Annotated in this window: 14 protein-coding genes and 1 pseudogene; 8 read left to right on the forward strand and 7 right to left on the reverse strand. The window is 61.3% G+C overall.

Annotated features, from left to right (window positions below):
• Positions 1-230: 230 nt before the first annotated feature.
• The 4 genes from aptA to ade all read left to right on the forward strand — a co-directional run bounded on the left by aptA (position 231) and on the right by ade (position 6,096).
• The gene (gene aptA, locus BSG20_RS07940; RefSeq protein ID WP_072373166.1) at positions 231-1,559 is read left to right on the forward strand and encodes an omega-aminotransferase AptA; all 1,329 of its coding nucleotides are present in this window, start codon (positions 231-233) and stop codon (positions 1,557-1,559) included.
• Between the two features lie 220 nt (positions 1,560-1,779).
• Complete coding sequence (locus BSG20_RS07945; protein WP_072373169.1) at positions 1,780-2,850, forward strand: alpha/beta hydrolase family protein; 1,071 nt, start codon at positions 1,780-1,782, stop codon at positions 2,848-2,850.
• A 296-nt stretch (positions 2,851-3,146) separates the two neighbouring features.
• Complete coding sequence (locus BSG20_RS07950) at positions 3,147-4,253, forward strand: branched-chain amino acid ABC transporter substrate-binding protein (protein ID WP_072373172.1); 1,107 nt, start codon at positions 3,147-3,149, stop codon at positions 4,251-4,253.
• A gap of 145 nt (positions 4,254-4,398) precedes the next feature.
• Positions 4,399-6,096, forward strand: a complete 1,698-nt coding sequence (ade, locus tag BSG20_RS07955; protein WP_072373175.1) for an adenine deaminase — start codon at positions 4,399-4,401, stop codon at positions 6,094-6,096.
• 4 nt (positions 6,097-6,100) lie between these two features.
• On the opposite strand, the gene bglA is transcribed toward ade, so the two are convergent.
• Together bglA and BSG20_RS07965 are read right to left on the reverse strand one after the other, a co-directional pair.
• A complete protein-coding gene (gene bglA / locus BSG20_RS07960) occupies positions 6,101-7,750 on the reverse strand; it encodes a beta-galactosidase BglA (protein ID WP_072373178.1) in 1,650 nt (549 codons plus the stop codon).
• Positions 7,751-7,816: 66 nt separating this feature from the next.
• On the reverse strand, positions 7,817-8,053 hold the full coding sequence (locus BSG20_RS07965; protein ID WP_072373180.1) for a hypothetical protein: 237 nt from the start codon (positions 8,051-8,053) through the stop codon (positions 7,817-7,819).
• A 153-nt stretch (positions 8,054-8,206) separates the two neighbouring features.
• Here BSG20_RS07965 and BSG20_RS07970 point away from each other — a divergent pair, with 153 nt between their 5' ends.
• Both BSG20_RS07970 and BSG20_RS07975 read left to right on the forward strand, forming a co-directional pair.
• A complete protein-coding gene (locus tag BSG20_RS07970) occupies positions 8,207-9,127 on the forward strand; it encodes a sugar kinase (RefSeq protein ID WP_072373183.1) in 921 nt (306 codons plus the stop codon).
• A gap of 175 nt (positions 9,128-9,302) precedes the next feature.
• On the forward strand, positions 9,303-10,469 hold the full coding sequence (locus BSG20_RS07975; RefSeq protein WP_083539882.1) for a glycosyltransferase family 4 protein: 1,167 nt from the start codon (positions 9,303-9,305) through the stop codon (positions 10,467-10,469).
• A gap of 5 nt (positions 10,470-10,474) precedes the next feature.
• Here BSG20_RS07975 and BSG20_RS07980 read toward each other — a convergent pair.
• Positions 10,475-11,489 (reverse strand): annotated as a pseudogene (locus BSG20_RS07980) (alpha/beta hydrolase).
• A 160-nt stretch (positions 11,490-11,649) separates the two neighbouring features.
• Here BSG20_RS07980 and BSG20_RS07985 point away from each other — a divergent pair.
• Complete coding sequence (locus tag BSG20_RS07985; protein ID WP_072373189.1) at positions 11,650-12,087, forward strand: MarR family winged helix-turn-helix transcriptional regulator; 438 nt, start codon at positions 11,650-11,652, stop codon at positions 12,085-12,087.
• 13 nt (positions 12,088-12,100) lie between these two features.
• On the opposite strand, the gene der is transcribed toward BSG20_RS07985, so the two are convergent.
• The 3 genes from der to BSG20_RS08000 all read right to left on the reverse strand — a co-directional run bounded on the left by der (position 12,101) and on the right by BSG20_RS08000 (position 14,912).
• Positions 12,101-13,525, reverse strand: coding sequence for a ribosome biogenesis GTPase Der (der, locus tag BSG20_RS07990; protein ID WP_072373192.1), 1,425 nt, complete (start codon positions 13,523-13,525; stop codon positions 12,101-12,103).
• A gap of 15 nt (positions 13,526-13,540) precedes the next feature.
• Positions 13,541-14,224: a tetratricopeptide repeat protein gene (locus BSG20_RS07995; RefSeq protein WP_072373195.1), complete on the reverse strand. Its 684-nt coding sequence runs from the start codon at positions 14,222-14,224 to the stop codon at positions 13,541-13,543.
• A gap of 103 nt (positions 14,225-14,327) precedes the next feature.
• On the reverse strand, positions 14,328-14,912 hold the full coding sequence (locus BSG20_RS08000; protein ID WP_072373198.1) for an NnrU family protein: 585 nt from the start codon (positions 14,910-14,912) through the stop codon (positions 14,328-14,330).
• A gap of 113 nt (positions 14,913-15,025) precedes the next feature.
• Here BSG20_RS08000 and BSG20_RS08005 point away from each other — a divergent pair, with 113 nt between their 5' ends.
• The gene (locus BSG20_RS08005) at positions 15,026-16,015 is read left to right on the forward strand and encodes a polysaccharide deacetylase family protein (RefSeq protein ID WP_072373201.1); all 990 of its coding nucleotides are present in this window, start codon (positions 15,026-15,028) and stop codon (positions 16,013-16,015) included.
• Between the two features lie 102 nt (positions 16,016-16,117).
• On the opposite strand, the gene bacA is transcribed toward BSG20_RS08005, so the two are convergent.
• A complete protein-coding gene (gene bacA / locus BSG20_RS08010) occupies positions 16,118-17,383 on the reverse strand; it encodes a bacteroid development protein BacA (RefSeq protein WP_072373204.1) in 1,266 nt (421 codons plus the stop codon).
• Between the last annotated feature and the right edge of the window lie 106 nt (positions 17,384-17,489).

Here is a 17,489-nt window from a genome sequence, read left to right on the forward strand (position 1 = left end):
ACCTGAGTATAGTTTTAGACCGACAGGAATGCCGGTCTATTTTTTTGAAATGGTGCTCACCGATGCGGCCGCAATGGGAAAGCCAGGTTGGTGACATTTGATCGTGGGCGACGCCCAGGCGGCAATGTCCGCGGCTTGACGCCCCGACAGGCGCTGATAATTTGACCGGGCAGTAAAAAACTGCCTCAGCAATACCGGGAACGGCCTCCGAAACGGCCATGGAGAACAGCATGTCCAACCGCCTCAATACCACGCCAAACGACCTTCGGGCCTTTTGGATGCCCTTCACTGCGAACCGTCAGTTCAAGAAGGAGCCGCGTCTGTTCGTCGGCGCCAAGGACATGTACTACACGACCCATGATGGCCGTCAGGTGCTCGACGGCACCGCCGGCCTCTGGTGCGTGAATGCCGGCCACTGCCGGGCGAAGATCACCGAGGCGATCCGCGAACAGGCCGGCGAGCTCGACTATGCGCCGGCCTTCCAGCTCGGCCATCCCAAGGCCTTCGAGCTGGCCAACCGCCTTGTCGACATCGCACCCGAAGGCATGGACCACGTCCTGTATACAAATTCGGGATCGGAATCGGTCGAGACTGCCCTCAAGGTCGCCCTCGCCTATCATCGCGTGAAGGGCGATGGCTCGCGGTTCCGCCTGATCGGCCGCGAGCGCGGCTATCACGGTGTCAACTTCGGCGGCATCTCAGTCGGTGGCATCGTCTCCAACCGCAAGATGTTCGGCACGCTGCTGACGGGCGTCGACCACATGCCGCACACCCACCAGCCGGGCAAAAACGCCTTCACGCGCGGCCAGCCGGAGCATGGCGGCGATCTCGCGACCGAGCTCGAGCGTATCGTCACGCTGCATGACGCCTCCACCATCGCGGCCGTCATCGTCGAGCCGATCGCCGGCTCGACCGGGGTCCTGATCCCGCCGAAGCGCTACCTGCAAAAACTCCGCGAGATCTGCACCAAGCACGGTATTCTTTTGATCTTCGACGAAGTCATTACCGGCTTCGGCCGCCTGGGCGCGCCGTTCGCTGCCCAGTATTACGACGTCAAGCCTGATATGATCACCACCGCAAAAGGCCTGACCAACGGCGTCATTCCGATGGGCGCCGTCTTCGTGACCGCAGAGATCCATGACGCGTTCATGAACGGCCCGGAGCACATGATCGAGTTCATGCATGGCTACACCTACTCCGGCAATCCGATCGCTTCGGCGGCAGCGCTTGCCACGCTCGACACCTACAAGGAGGAAGGTCTGCTGACCCGGGCTGGCGAACTCTCCGACTACTGGGCCGACGCGCTGCACTCCCTGAGGGATTGCCCGAACGTGATCGACATCAGGAACACCGGCCTGATCGGCGCCATCGAACTGGACCCGATTGCCGGCGAGCCGACCAAGCGCGCCTTCACGGCCTTCCTGAAAGCCTACGAGAAGGGCCTGCTGATCCGTACCACCGGCGACATCATCGCGCTCTCGCCGCCGCTGATCATCGAGAAACACCACATCGACGAACTCTTCGCAAAACTGCGCGAAATTCTGCAAAACAATATCTGATATCGGCAACGATAGAATGCCGCATTCAATCCTCTCCCCTTCCAGGGGGAGAGGCATCAAACGCGATGAGCACAAACACGTGATGACCGACCGCCGCCTTGCTCGTCATGCACCGAATGACAAATCTCTATAAAGCCAAGACCTGAATCGCGTTGCGGGTCTCCGCCACTGCATTTTTCCGCCAGAAAGGACCCGTTCCTTTCGATCGGAGATCATTGCCATGTTCACGAGATTGCGTGCGCTTTTCTGTCTGTTGCTCGTCGTCACATTCTCTGCCTATGCAGCCTCTGCTGCGTCGGGCTTTCGCGAAATGACCATCCCGGGCACCGAGAGCGATCATCCTTTGCATCTCAGCCTCTGGTATCCCACAGGTGCCGACACTGAACCGACCCAGCTTGGCGAGACGCCTGCCTTCGTCGGCCTCCCCGTCATCCGGGATGCCGACCCCGCGCCCGGCCCACACCCTCTGGTCATTCTCTCGCATGGCTACGGCGGAAGCTGGCGCAACCTCGCCTGGCTCGCCAGCGAACTCGTCGACCGAGGTTATGTCGTGGCCGCCCCAGATCACCCCGGCACGACCACCTTCGACATGGCGCCGGCGGACACCGTGACGCTCTGGAAGCGCCCCACCGACATCAGCCGGGCAATCGATGCCGTCCTTGGTGACACAACACTCACCGGCCCCATTGCAGCCAACCGCATCGCCGCCATCGGCCATTCACTTGGCGGATGGACCGTCGTCGAACTCGCCGGCGGCCGCTTCGACGCCGACGGTGTGATGACGGACTGCTTGGCGCAGTTCGGCGCCATCTATTGCAAGATCTTCGCCGCACTCGGCGTTGGCCGCGATCCGGCAGCCACCGCAGCCCTCGGCGCGGATCTCAGCGACAGCAGGCTCGGCGCAATCGTGACCCTCGACCTCGGCCCTGGGCGCGGTTTCACCCCACAGAGCCTCGCTGCAGTGCAGATACCCGTGCTTGTCCTTAGCGCCGGCGAGGACATTGATCCGCAGACGGCGCAAAGAGCTGGCATCGCAGCGACCAACAAGGACTCCTACTATCTGGCCGGGCATCTGCCTTTTGCAACGACGCAATTTACTCTGGTTGCCGGCGCACTGCATTTCAGCTTCATGCAACTCTGCAAGCCGGGCGCAGCCGCACTGATCGAGGAAGAGGCGCCTGGTGAAAGCATCGTCTGCCGGGATGGAGCCGGCGCCGATCGACAGTCGATCCACAGGCAGGTCAGCGACATGACTCTTGCCTTTCTAGCCAGAGCGCTTGCCGCAAAATAGACGGCGCAGCGCAAAAGTCGGATTCGCGGATTTTCGTGTGAAAGTCGTGATTGCGGCGCAGCCCATTACAGAATTCGTCAAAAGTGGCGATCGATTTGCTATCTTCTTGCTTAATTGCCGTGAAATTCCTAAGAAACTTGCTGCGCACTCGCCGAAGCCAAACATGGAAGGCGGGTGCCTCGGCCGCGCAGCTGCTCATCGTCTCTTGGCGCATCCCGCAAGGGTTGTTGTACGATCTGGGTTCGCCGCTGCGGTACCCAAATCGCGGGTTTGAAACCCACCCAAGGAGAAAGAAAATGAGTCTGAAGACTTTGTCGGGCGCGACCCTCGTCGCCTCCCTTGCCTTTGCGCCGCTCGCCCATGCAGACATCACCATCGGCCTTATCGCGCCGCTGACCGGTCCGGTCGCTGCCTATGGCGATCAAGTGAAGAATGGCGCGCAGGCCGCTGTTGACGAGATCAACAAGAAGGGCGGCATCCTCGGCGAAAAAGTCATCCTCAAATATGCAGACGATGCCGGAGAGCCCAAGCAGGGCGTTTCCGCTGCAAACCAGATCGTCGGCGACGGTATCCGCTTCGTCGTCGGCCCGGTCACCTCAGGTGTCGCGATCCCGGCATCCGACGTTCTCGCCGAGAACGGCGTGCTGATGGTCACCCCGACTGCAACCGCCCCGGACCTGACCAAGCGCGGCCTCGCCAACGTCCTGCGTACCTGCGGTCGTGACGACCAGCAGGCCGAAGTCTCTGCCAACTACGTCCTGAAGAACTTCAAGGACAAGCGGGTCGCGATCATCAACGACAAGGGCGCTTACGGCAAGGGTCTGGCAGACGCCTTCAAGGCCACGCTGAACGCCGGCGGCATGAAGGAAGTTTTCGACGACTCGCTGACGCCAGGCGACAAGGACTTCAGCGCGCTGACCACTCGCCTGAAGGCCGAGAAGGTCGATGTCGTCTATTTCGGCGGCTATCACCCGGAAGGCGGCCTTTTGGCCCGCCAGCTGCATGACCTCTCCGTCAACGCCGTCATCATCGGCGGCGACGGCCTCTCGAACAGCGAGTTCTGGAACATCGGCACCGATGCGGCCGGCGGCACGATCTTCACCAATGCGGTGGACGCGACCAAGAGCCCGGACTCCAAGGCCGCGTCCGACGCGCTTGCCGCCAAGAGCATTCCGGCTGAAGCCTTCACGCTCAACGCCTACGCCGCAGTCGAAGTCCTGAAGGCAGGCATCGAGAAGGCCGGCAGCGCCGAAGATTCCGAAGCAGTCGCCAAGGCGCTGAAGGGCGGCGAGCCGATCTCCACGGCAATCGGCAAGCTGACCTACGGCGAAACCGGCGACCTGACCTCGCAGAGCTTCGCGCTCTACAAGTGGGAAGGCGGCAAGATCGTGCCGGCTGAGTAAGTCGTTCGATCGCTTCGATTTTTTGCCGGGCGTCCATTTGGGCGCCCGGTTTCATTTGTGGAACGGGCATCCCACTGCAGCAAGCCAATCTCGCTTTGTCGCGCACATCGGCTATAACTGCACAAACGCCAGCACGAGGATGCCCATGACCGCCAAGCTCGAACGCCTCATCGACCAGGGAACGGGACGCCTGCCTGCCGATATCGTGCTGAAAGGCGGACGCTTCTTCGATCTCGTGACCGGCGAACTTGTCGCATCGGATATCGCCATCGCCCAGGACCGCATCGTCGGCACATGCGGCAACTATGCTGGCGAAACCGAAATCGATATTTCAGGCAAGATCGTCGTGCCTGGTTTCATCGACACGCATCTTCATATCGAGTCCTCGCTGGTGACGCCGCATGAGTTCGACCGCTGCGTCCTGCCCTATGGCGTTACCACCGCCATCTGCGATCCGCATGAGATCGCCAATGTCCTTGGCACCGAAGGCATCCAGTACTTCCTGGATTCCTCCCTCGAGACGATCATGGACATCCGCGTCCAGCTTTCCTCCTGCGTTCCCGCCACGCATCTGGAAACATCGGGCGCCGATCTGCCGATCGAGCGGCTCCTTCCATTTCGCAGTCACCCGAAGGTCATCGGCCTTGCCGAGTTCATGAACTTCCCCGGTGTGATCCACAAGGATCCCATCTGCATGGCCAAGCTCGATGCCTTCCAGGGCGAGCATATCGACGGCCACGCGCCCCTGCTCTCGGGCAACGACCTGAACGGCTATCTCGCTGCTGGCATCCGCACGGAACACGAATGCACGAGCGCTGCCGAAGCGCTGGAAAAGATCCGCAAGGGCATGCACATCCTCGTGCGCGAAGGCTCCGTGTCGAAAGACCTCGTGGCGCTGATGCCGATCATCACCGAGCGCCTGTCGCCGTATCTCGCGCTCTGCACCGACGACCGCAATCCGCTCGACATCGCCGAGCACGGCCATATCGACTACATGATCCGCACCGCCATCAAGAACGGCGTCGAGCCGCTGGCCATCTACCGCGCCGCATCGATTTCTGCTGCGCGTGCCTTCGGGCTGCGCGATCGCGGCCTCGTCGCACCCGGTTGGCGCGCCGACCTCGTGGTCATCGACAGCCTGGCAAACTGCCGCGCCGACATCGTCTTTGCAGCCGGACGCCAGGTGACAGCGCAGCTTTTTGCAGCGCGAAAGCCGGTGGAGCCGGTCGGCCTCGACAGCGTCAAAGCCCGGCCCGTCAACGCCGCCCATTTCGGCGTCCCGGTAGCCGATGGCGAAACGCCTGTCATCGGCGTCACCCCCGGCAAGATCATCACCGAGCATCGCCGCTACCGGCTTCCGGTGAAGGGCAACCAGACCGATGTCGATCTTGGCAACGACATCATCAAGGTCGCCGTCATCGAGCGGCACGGCAAGAACGGCAACCATGCCAACGGCTTCGTCCAGGGCTTCGGCCTCAACAAGGGCGCGATCGCTTCAACCGTCGGCCATGACAGCCACAACATCTGCGTCGTCGGCGTCAGCGAGGATGACATGGCGCTCGCTGCCAACCGTCTCAGCGAAATCAAGGGCGGCTTCGTGGTCGTCGAGGACGGCAAGATCACCGGCGAGATCGCCCTACCCGTTGCCGGGCTGATGAGCCTTGAGCCCTACGAGACGGTGCGCGACACGCTCCGCCATCTACGCCAAGCCGCCTATGCGCTCGGAACGACGCTGGAAGAACCCTTCCTGCAGGTCGCCTTCCTGCCGCTGCCGGTCATCCCGCACCTGAAGATCTCAGACCGTGGAATGGTGGATGTCGACACGTTCGCGTTGATCGGGTGAGTGCCTAGCCCGCTACCCGCGCGCAGAACGCATCCAGCGCTGCCAGCTTGATCGGTCCGGTTCCGATCACCGCGTCGAAACCCGGCATCGCCAGGCGTTCTCCGATCACCATTCTCGCCGGTGGCACGAACTGTGCCGGCTTGCGCGTCAGGTTGAAGACGAAGAGCAGCTTCTCGCTTCCCTTCTGTCGCGTGAAGGCCAGAAGGTCCTGATTGGTCCCGATGAATTCCATCGTCCCGTCGAGCAAGGCTGGATGGCCTTTGCGGAATTCGAGCGTCTGTCTGTAGTGATGCAGCACCGAATGCGGGTCGTTTTCCTGCGTATCGACCGAAAGAGCTGCCTGCTCGTAAGGCACGGGCAGCCACGACCGCTGCGCACCCGTGAAGCCGGCATGCGCCTTGGCAGCCTCCCAGGGCATCGGCGTGCGGCACCCGTCGCGTCCCTTGAAGGCCGGCCAGAAGCGGATGCCGTAGGGGTCACGCAGATCCTCGAAAGCAAGCTCGGCCTCCGGAAGCCCCAGCTCCTCGCCTTGATAGAGGCAGATCGAGCCGCGCAATGTTGCCAGCACCGACATGGCGAGCTTGGCGACGACAGGCCGCTCCGCTTCGGTCTTGGCAAAGCGGCTGACATGGCGGTTGACGTCGTGGTTCGAAAAGGCCCAGCAGACCCATCCATCCGCAACCGATTTCTGGAAGGCGTCGACGCAGCTGCGGATATGCGTGGCGGTGAAATCCGGCCCGAGCAGATCGAAGGTGTAGCACATATGCAGTTTGTCGCCGCCGCTCGTATAGGCGGCTACTGTCTTCAACGAGCGGGCGCCGTCGCCAACCTCGCCGACCGCCGTGCGCGCCTCGTAACGGTTAAGCAGGGCCCGGAACCGCTGGAGGAAGCCGATATTCTCCGGCTGCGTCTTGTCATAGAGGTGGTTCTGCATGCCGTAGGGGTTCGTATCGGGTGCATCAAGGCCGGCATCGCTCTCGTCGGGCGCGTGCGCAGGGTTGTCGCGAAGCAGCTTGTCGCAGAAGTAATAATTGACCGTATCAAGGCGAAAGCCGTCGACGCCGCGGTCGAGCCAGAACTTCACCGTGGCAAGCACGGCATCCTGAACCTGCGCGCTGTGGAAGTTGAGATCCGGCTGCGAGGTCAGGAAGTTGTGCTGGTAATACTGCCGGCGCACGCCATCCCATTCCCATCCCGGCCCGCCAAAGATCGAGAGCCAGTTGTTGGGCGCCGTGCCGTCGGGTTTCGGATCGGCCCAGACATACCAGTCCGCCTTGGGATTGGTCCGGCTCGAGCGGCTCTCGACGAACCAGGGATGAACGTCCGACGTATGGGAGATCACCTGGTCGATGACGACCTTGATGCCGAACCCGTGAGCCGCCGTCATCATCTCGTCGAAATCGGCAAGCGTGCCGAAAATCGGATCGACATCGCAATAGTCCGAAACATCGTAGCCCATATCGGCCATGGGCGACTTGAAGAACGGCGACAACCAGATGGCATCGACACCGAGGCTGGCGATATAGGGCAATCGCCGGGTAATGCCCTTCAGGTCGCCTAAGCCATCTCCGTTCGTATCCTGAAAGGAACGCGGATAAACCTGATAAATCACAGCACCCCGCCACCAGTCCGCCGTCTTGTCCGCAACCGACATCAGCCGTTCCTCTCCTGCATCATCCGATGGTGCCCACACTAAAGCGGGAGAGACAAAAAACAACCTTCAGCCGGGATCTGCCGCGCAGCCATGCTTCTGCATCTTGCGCCTGATCTTTTCGCGCTTCTTGATGTCTTTGCTCGGCAGCTTTCCGCCCGTCACATTGCGCTCCATGACGGCAAGCGTCGCGCAGTCCATCTTGCGCCCCTTTCCGCCACCGCCGTGCCCATAAGCCAACGTCGCCGACACGATTGCTGCAGCGCCAATCGACACAGCCAGAGGAAATCTTGTAACCGCGCGCATCGGTTTGCTCCGGGAGAACCTGCCAGTCGGCAATATGCGCGTCCTGTTCGGTTCAGGCAATTTCCCCGAAGGATGCGGCCGCAGCCAGTTCGTAGCTTGTCAGGAAGGTGCTCTGCGCGTATCAGCGAAGCGGGAAATTCAGGGAGGCTTTCTGTGAGCGGGCGTTTTTTATCGATCGGTGAATGCATGGTGGAGCTTTCGCAGGCCGGCGCCGGTCTGCTGCGCAAGGGCTTTGCCGGCGATACGCTGAACACCGCCTGGTACGCCCGCGCCTGCCTGCCGGCCGATTGGTCGGTGGAGTATTTTACCGCGCTCGGCGACGACGCTATGTCCGATGAGATGATCGCCTTCTTCAAGGAAGCCGACATCGGTACCGAGTTTATAGGGCGCATAAAGGGCAAGGCGCCCGGCCTCTACATGATCAGCCTGAAGGATGGCGAACGCTCCTTCAGCTATTGGCGAGACAACTCCGCGGCCCGCCAACTCGCGGCCGACGCAGAGCTCCTGCGTGAGGCGATCGAGGCCTGCGACGTCATCTACTTCTCTGGCATCACGCTTGCAATCCTGTCACGCAATGACGCCGACACGTTGCTGGCCGAGGTCCGTCGCGCCAAGGCGGCCGGCAAGCTTGTCGCCTTCGACCCCAACATCCGCCCACGTCTCTGGTCAAGCTACGACGTGATGCATGCGACGATCAGCGAAGGCGCGCGCGCCGCCTCCCTCGTATTGCCGAGCTTCGATGACGAGGCCGTTCACTTCGGCGACGTCTCGATATCGGCAACGATAAAGCGATATCGGACGCTCGGGGCGAGCGACGTCGTCGTCAAGAATGGTGCCGAGGGTGCCACGCTGAGTTTCGATGGCGTGGAGAGCTTCGTTGCCGCCGAAAAGGTCGAGCAGGTCGTCGACACGACAAGTGCCGGCGACAGTTTCAATGGCGCATTTCTCGCGCACTATCTCGAGACCAAGGACGCGCCGGGGGCTGCGGCATTTGCGGCAAAGGTCGCCGCTCGCGTGGTCAGCGAACACGGCGCCCTCGTCGCACGCGAAAAGCTCGGCTTGACGACGAGCTGAGCAGCAACGAGCCCCGCAAAAGATCGCAGTCTGTCGGCGCAATGCGACTGTAATATTTCCATCATCGACGACCGCCAGAATGAGAAGCGCGGGAATCGAGTCTCCGGGCCCGCCCGGAATTGAGCCGGCGCCATTGCGGGTGCGGCATGGATGGAATTGGGGCGTGCTGCAAGGGATGTCGGATGTTGGAAGCGACGAAGGCCGGGCCGTGTCTCGGTTGGGCGTGGCGGAACGGCTCGTTATTGTCAGCGATGCCTGGCATCCGCAGGTCAATGGCGTCGTTCGCTCGATCGAGAACACCAATCGCGAACTGGCGAAGATGGGAATCGAAGTGGCGATGGTGACGCCGCAGGGCTTTCACAGCATCCCCTGCCCCACCTATCCCGAAATTCGTCTTTCGATCGCCAATTATCGCCGCGTCGCGCGCGAGATCGAAAAACACATGCCGTCCTACGTTCACATCGCGACGGAAGGCCCCCTGGGTCTCACGGCGCGGCGCTGGTGCCTGAGGAACCGCATGCCGTTTTCCACCAGCTATCACACCCGCTTTCCGGAATATGTCTCGGCGCGCCTGCCCGTGCCGAAGAGCTGGCTTTACGCTTTCGTGCGCTGGTTCCACAATTCCGGCGCCGGCTGCATGGTCGCAACCCCCAGTCTTGCGCGTGAACTCTCCGAGAAGGGCATCCGAAACCTGATGCCATGGAGCCGAGGCATCGACGCGAACCAGTTCCGCCCGATGCCACTGGAGGAGGCGCCGTTCGGTCTGGCCCGCCCAATCTTCATGACGGTGGGCCGGGTGGCGTTGGAAAAGAACCTTCCGGCCTTTCTGGATCTCAATCTGCCCGGAACGAAGGTCGTGGTCGGTGACGGACCCGCCCGCGCCGAACTCGAGAAGCGCTACCCGAATGTACTTTTCACCGGTCTGAAGGTCGGCGAGGAACTGGCAGGGGCTTATGCCCAGGCGGACGTCTTCGTCTTCCCGTCGCTGACCGATACGTTCGGCAATACGATTTTGGAGGCGCTCGCCTCCGGTGTTCCCGTCGCTGCCTATCCCGTGACCGGCCCGCTCGACATCATCGGCGAGGATAACGAGGTCGGCGCACTCGACAACGAGCTGAGGACAGCCTGCTTGGCGGCTCTGTCTGCCTCGCGCGAAAAGGCCCGCGATCTGGCCCTGCAATATTCGTGGGAAGCTGCGACCACGCAGTTCATCAACAACATTCGCGCCGCCAATGGCGTCATCACGCCAAAATGGAAAAAGGCTTGGCAATTTGCCGCCAAGTCGCTGCCAAGAACGAAAAAGCCCGGCGAAACCGCCGGGCCTGTCTCGTCTGGAACCTGATCCACTTATTTCCTGATCGCGTCGCGCAGCGTCTGGTTGGCGACGGAAATCGCGCTGCGCACCGCCGGTGTCTCGGCAATGGCGTTGAGAAGCACGAAATCGTGGATCGTCCCGTTATAGCGGATCGAGGTCACCTTCACGCCGGCCTGGCTCAGCTTCCGGCCATAGGCCTCACCTTCGTCGCGCAGCACGTCGTTCTCATCGGTGATGATCAGTGCCGGCGGCAGGCCGTTCAGCTGATCGAGCGATGCCTGCAGCGGTGAAGCAGTCGGTTCCTTGCGCTTGGCTTCATCGGGCAGATACGCGTTCCAGAACCACTTCATCGCTTCCTTCGTCAGCCACGGACCATTGGCGAACTGGTTGTAGGAGCCGGTCTCGAAGTTGGCGTCGGTCACCGGATAGAAGAGAACCTGTTGATCGATCGCCCGGGCCGCCGCGCTCCTTGGCAAGCAAGGTGACTGCCGCCGTCATGTTGCCGCCCACGCTATCGCCGGCCACCGCCAGGCGGCTTGCGTCGACATTGAATTGCGTCTCATGCTCGGCGACATATTTCGTGGCGGCGTAGGCCTGCTCAAGCGCGATCGGATAGCGCGCCTCCGGCGAGCGCGCGTAGTCAACGAAGACGACGGCGGCCTTGGCACCATTGGCGATTTCGCGCACGAGGCGGTCATGCGTGTCGGCATCGCCGAGAACCCAACCGCCGCCGTGGAAATACATCACGACAGGAAGCTTGCCCTTCGCCCCTTCCGGACGAACGATGCGCAACTTGATGCTGGCAGTCGGACCGGCCTTGATCGTCACATTTTCTTCCTTCGCCGCAAGCGTCTTGACGTCGCCCTTCTGCGCGCCAGCAAGCACGCCACGGGCGTCGGACGGAGACAGCGTATAGATCGGCTTGGCCCCGGCCAGCGCGTCGATGAACTTTTGGGTCGTCGGCTCCAGTACCGGATCGGCAGCGGCGCCGAAGGTGGTGGCTGCCAGGATGGTTGCTGCGCAGAGTGCGGTCTTTACGGTCGACATCGTTCTGTCCTTTCGGTTGCGGTTCGTCGCGAACATGCATTTACTTATCGTGCGATTATTTATTGTACGATATAAAATTTGGCATAGCTTCCATGCGAAAAACTTCATTGCGATTATTTATCGCGCGATATATTATTGCGTAATTTTGGAGATCACAGACATGGGCGACGATCTGAACCTCGACGATTTCGTCTGCTTCGCGCTTTACACCGCGAACCACGCTATGAACCGCGTCTACAAGCCGCTGCTCGACGCCCTGGACCTGACATACCCGCAATATCTGGTGATGGTCACTCTCTGGAAGGAAGACGGTCAGACCGTCGGCGGCATTGGTGAGAAGCTGCTGCTTGAGTCGAGCACCCTCACCCCGCTTCTTAAGCGCCTGGAAGCGATAGGCTACATCAAGCGCGAGCGTGGCAAGAACGATGAGCGCGTGGTCATTATCCGCCTGACCGGGCAAGGCCGGGACCTCAGACAACGTGCGGCTGCCATCCCCCGCTGCATCGCCGAGGCGTCAGGCAGGGAATTCGCAGAATTGAAGCGGCTAGGGGCCGACGTCATCGCACTGCGCGACGCGCTGCAACGCAAAACGGCCTAAACTCCGCTGCCGACTAGGTCCGTCTCTTCTTCGACTCGTACGGATTGTCAGGCGAGCGGTAGTGGATGCGGATCGGCACGCTCGGCATGTCGAAATCAGCACGCAGGCCATTGATCAGATAACGGGTATAGGATTCCGGCAACGCGTCCGAACGCGTGCAGGAAATCATGAAGGCCGGCGGGCGCGCCTTCACCTGCGTCATGTACTTGAGCTTGATGCGGCGGCCGGAGACGGCCGGCGGCGGGTGCTGCACCTGCTGCTGTTCCAGCCAGCGATTGAGGCGCGCCGTCGAAATGCGTTTGTTCCAGACCTTGTCCGTATCGATGATCGACTGCATCAGCTTGTCGAGACCACGCCCCGTCTGGCCGGAGATCGGGACAGCGCGGATGCCGCGCGCCTGCGGCAGCAGCCGGTCGGTCTTTTCGCGCAGATCGGCCAAAACCGCCTGCGGATCCTCGATCATGTCCCACTTGTTGAAGGCGAGCACGGCAGCACGGCCCTCACGCAGCACCAGATCGACGATGTGCAGATCCTGTTTCTCGAACGGGATCGTCGCGTCGAAGACGACGACGACGAGTTCGGCAAAGCGGATGGCGCGCAGCGCATCGGCGACCGAAAGCTTTTCCAGCTTCTCGATAACCTTTGCCTTGCGGCGCATTCCTGCCGTGTCGAACATCTTGATCATGCGGCCGCGCCAGTCCCACTCGACGGAGATGGAATCGCGCGTGATGCCGGCTTCCGGCCCGGTCAGCAGTCGGTCTTCGCCGAGGAAGCGATTGATCAGCGTCGACTTGCCGGCATTCGGGCGGCCGACGATGGCCACGCGCAGCGGCTTGCTGTCGTCGTAAGCCGGCTCTTCCTCTTCCTCGTCGTCGGCGCCGGTCGACTGCGGGATATCGACATCAGTGACGGCGACATCTTCCTTCGGTGGAAACGCACGCTCCTCGCCAAGCGCCGCAACGATCGCGTCGCGCAGGTCGAGCATACCCTGTCCGTGTTCGGCCGAAATCGGCGTGGGCTCCCCGAGGCCCAGCGAGTAGGCATCATAGAAACCAGCGTCGGAGCCGCGCGCTTCGGACTTGTTGGCGACCAGTATCACCGGTTTGCCGCGACGGCGCAGCATTTCGGCGAGCGCCGTATCGACAGGCGTCAGACCGGTCTTGGCGTCGACGACAAACAGAGAGAGATCGGCTTCGTCGATCGCCGCCTCGGTCTGCGCGCGCATCCGTCCCTGCAGGCTCTCTTCGTGGGCCTCCTCAAGGCCAGCGGTGTCGACGATGGTAAAGCGCAGGTCGATGAGCCGCGCATCGCCAGGGCGGCGGTCGCGGGTGACACCCGGCGTGTCATCGACGAGGGCCAGCTTCTTTCCAACCAAGCGGTTGAAAAGCGTCGACTTGCCAACATTCGGGCGACCGACGATGGCGACCGTAAAGCTCATTGAAATTCCTTACATTCAGCCCTGTGCGGCGGGCGCCTTGCCGGATGCGGTGATGTTATCAAGCATCATCTGGGCACGATTGGCAACATTGCGCGGGCTCTGCGCATCATCGGCGATCGCCTGGAACCATTGGCGCGCCTGCGTCATGTTGCCGGCCTTATAGGCGGCAAGGCCGAGTGCCTCGCGGGCGGAGTGACGGAAGGCGTTGCCGGGAACAGCCATTTCCTCGACATGGGCGGAAACCTGATCGTAGGTGCCACCTTCGATCAGCAGCCAGCCAGCACGCATCTTGGCGGCATCGCGAACGGCCTGTGGGGCTGCGTTGTCCTTGCCGATCACGTCGAAGGCGGCAACGGCACCTGATGTATCGCCCTTCTGCGCCAGCACGGTGGCTGCGCGCATCCGCGCCAGGATCGGGTAAGCTCCGTGACCTTCCTTTTCCAGCTTGTTGAGCGCGGCCAGCGCCTCGTCGTTCTTGTTCTCGTCAGCGAGCTTCATGGCAGCAATGAACTGGTCGCCCGTGTCGGAGGACTGGTTGTCGTCCCAATACTCATAGACCTTGTAGCCGACGGTACCGAGGACGATCAGGACGGCAAGCGCAATGAGGTAGCGGCCGAACCTGCGCCATGCGCCCTTCACTTGGTCGGAACGCAGTTCCTCATTGACTTCACGAATGAAGCTGTCGTCGTTGAATGCCATTCTCGTCTCCGGCCGCGGATATGCTTCGTCATGCGGGTTGCACGCACATTGTGGGCCTTCTACCCCATTTTTCAGCAGTTGTAAGGGGGATTGGAAAGATTCGTCAGTTAACGATCGGAGCCACGCCAATCAACAGCTCGTGCAGCTTGAACGTGATGAGTGCCCAGGCAACGACGCCGATGATCACGGCATAGAGGTCATACTTTCCCGAGACGAATGGACGAAGGGTGAGCTCGCCGGCGCGCTCGCGGCGCTTCAGCGCAATGCGCAGGATCACGCCCCATGCGAGGAAGGCACCGAACAGCAGCACCGAGGAAGTCTCGCCGTTGGCCAAAAGGTGTGAGAAAGCCCAGATCTTCACCGACAGCACCATAGGATGCTTGGTCTTGACCGCGATATGCCCCGCCGGTAGCAGCGAGGCGACGAGACAGATGATGGCGAGCAGCATCAGCGTCAGGGTGACGTGCGCCATCCATACCGGCGTGGTGTAGATCATGCCAGTCACCTGGCGGGCCTGACCAAAGCCGTAGATCAGCAAGATCAGCGAGAGGATACTGACAATGGAGTAAGCGATCTTCCAGCCGCGCTCGCCGAGGCTGTCGATCATGGACTGCCGAAGGCCGGGCGCAATGACGCGGATCAGATGAAGCCCGAGGAAAATGATGATCCCGACGATTAGCAATGTCATGGCGATCTCCTGTGCGTTTTCCGAGACTTAGCCGCAGCCGCCGAAAAACGCCAGTGTCACCGCAGCTTTGCCGCATTTCTGTAACAGGAAAGCCGCAAATTGTCGCGGTGTCCATGTTTCATTCGTTTTTCAAAGCCTCCCTCGCTCTTTCCTTGTTCATTCCCGGCGCAGCGGGCGCCAACGACCAGCCGAAGCAGCTGGTGATGATCTCGTTCGACGGTGCGCACGACAATGCGCTCTGGCAGAAAAGCCGTGAGATGGCGGCGAAGAACGGCGCGCATTTCACCTATTTCCTTTCCTGCACCTTCCTGATGAACCAGGCGGCCAAAAAGGCCTATCAGGCACCGCACCAGAAACAGGGCAAGTCGAATGTCGGCTTCGCCCAGAGCGACGACGAAATCCGCGAGCGGCTCGGCAATATCTGGCACGCCCACCTTGAGGGCCACGACATTTCGAGCCATGCCTGCGGCCATTTCGACGGGCGGCAGTGGAGCGAGGCCGACTGGTCGAAGGAATTCGCGACCTTCCATGCCACGCTGAAGAACGCCTTCAAGAGCGTCGATCTCGAAGAGCCGAACGGCTGGCAGGACTTGGTCGACCACGGCATCCGTGGCTTTCGTGCACCCTACCTCTCGGCAACGCCGGGCGCAGACATGATCGCTGCGGAGAAGACGGCTGGCTTCACCTATGACGCAAGCCTGGTGACCAAGGGACCGGCCATTCCGGTCGAGGAAGCCGGCATCGTCCGCTTCGGCTTGCCGCTGATCCCTGAAGGCCCGCGCGAGAAGCCGATTATCGGCATGGACTACAACCTGTTCGTTCGACACTCCAACGGCACTGAGGACAAGGCCGATTCGAAGGCATTCGAAGACCGCTCCTATGCGGCCTTCAAGGAGGCATTCGACAAGCAGTATTCAGGCAACCGCATCCCGCTGCAGCTCGGCTTTCATTTCGTGGAGATGAACGGCGGCGCTTATTGGCGCGCGCTCGACCGGCTTGTCAGCGATGTCTGTCGCCGCGCCGATGTCGCCTGCGTCAGCTATTCCGAGGCGATCCCGATGATCGAGGCGCGCGGCAAGTTGCTGGCGCAGACGCAGATGTAAGCGAGCATTGCAGCACCTTACACCCTTGCGTGTGCTTGCAGTCCATGAAAAACGCCGCGCGTCAGCCTGACGCGCGGCGTTTGTTTTCACCCAACGACAGCGTTAGCCGTCGGCGTGGATGATGCCTGCCTCGCGCTCCAGGTAGCGCTGGTCGATATCAGGCAGCGGCTCGCCCTCGATCGCGGATTCGAAGGTGCGCAGGCGCTTGTAGATCGACAAGAGTTCAACGATCGTCGTCCAGGAGTTGACGAGATATTGGAACGAGCCGCGCACCTGATCGAAGACATTGTTGATCTGCGTCAGCAGGCCGAGCGTCAGCTTGCCGGCCACGATCGACGGCACGAGCACGATCAGGCTGAACAGGTTGTCGGCCTGCAGATAGAAAATGCGGGCGACGTTGAAATACATGTAGTGGAAATAGAGCCGGAAGTAGTTGCGGCGCACATTGGCGAAGAGTTCGGCGACCGTCGGCGGCGTTGCCCGATCGGCATGGTCTTCGCCGTAGACGAGTTCCTTGCGGTAGGATGCTTCGACGCGCTGGTTGCGGAACTCCAACCCCGGCAGCTTGATGCCGACGAGCCCGAGGAAGACAGTGCCGAAGATCGACCAGAAGAGCGCTGCCCAGACGAGCGCATGCGGCACCTCGCCGATCAGCGGCAGCTCGGTGATGTTGGAGCCGATCTTGAACAGCACGGGCAGGAAGGCAATCAGCGTCATGACCGAGCTGACGAGGCTGACGCCGAGGCTTTCAACCGTCGAGGAGAAGCGCATCGTGTCTTCCTGAACACGCTGCGAGGCTCCCTCGATGTGTCGAAGTTTCGGCCAGTGCGCCATGTAGTATTCGTTCATCGCCGTGCGCCAGCGGAAAATCCAGTGGCTGACGAAGAAGAGATTGAGGACACCGACGGTGATCGCCACGAAGGCGATGCCGGCAAAGCCGAGCATGCCGAGGTAGAGCTGCGCTGCGGTGACCGGTGCCGTTTTCGCGAGAGCCTGCTGTATGAGATCGTAGAACGGTCCGTACCAAGCATTGATGGCGACGCTCACCTGAACCGAGAAATAGGTATTGAATATGATCAGTGCGGAGCCCAGCACCGACCACATCTGCCAGCGGTGCGGGCTATAGGTGAACCAGAAGCTGGCAAAGAGCGCGACCGCCAACACATAGTAGATGTAGAACCACAGGAACGGGGCCGACCAGAAGACAGACACACCAATCGGCGCCTCCTGACCTGCCGCCAGGGGCGGCAGGCCAACCACCGCACCGAGGCCGGAACCCACGAAATACCAAAAGAGAACGGCAAGAAGCGCCCAAGCAACAGCTGAGATGAAGAAGAGACTAGGCTTGGGGAAGTAGGATACGAACACGGGAGAGGTTGCTTTCCTGAACTGGAGTCTTCGGAGTCTCTAAACAGACCAATTGCGGCGAAAACTACGGCAGTTCGCAAACAGCGGCAATGGGCTGACCCCATTG

It is taken from the genome of Rhizobium tibeticum, from assembly GCF_900110205.1.
Classification (GTDB): domain Bacteria; phylum Pseudomonadota; class Alphaproteobacteria; order Rhizobiales; family Rhizobiaceae; genus Rhizobium; species Rhizobium tibeticum.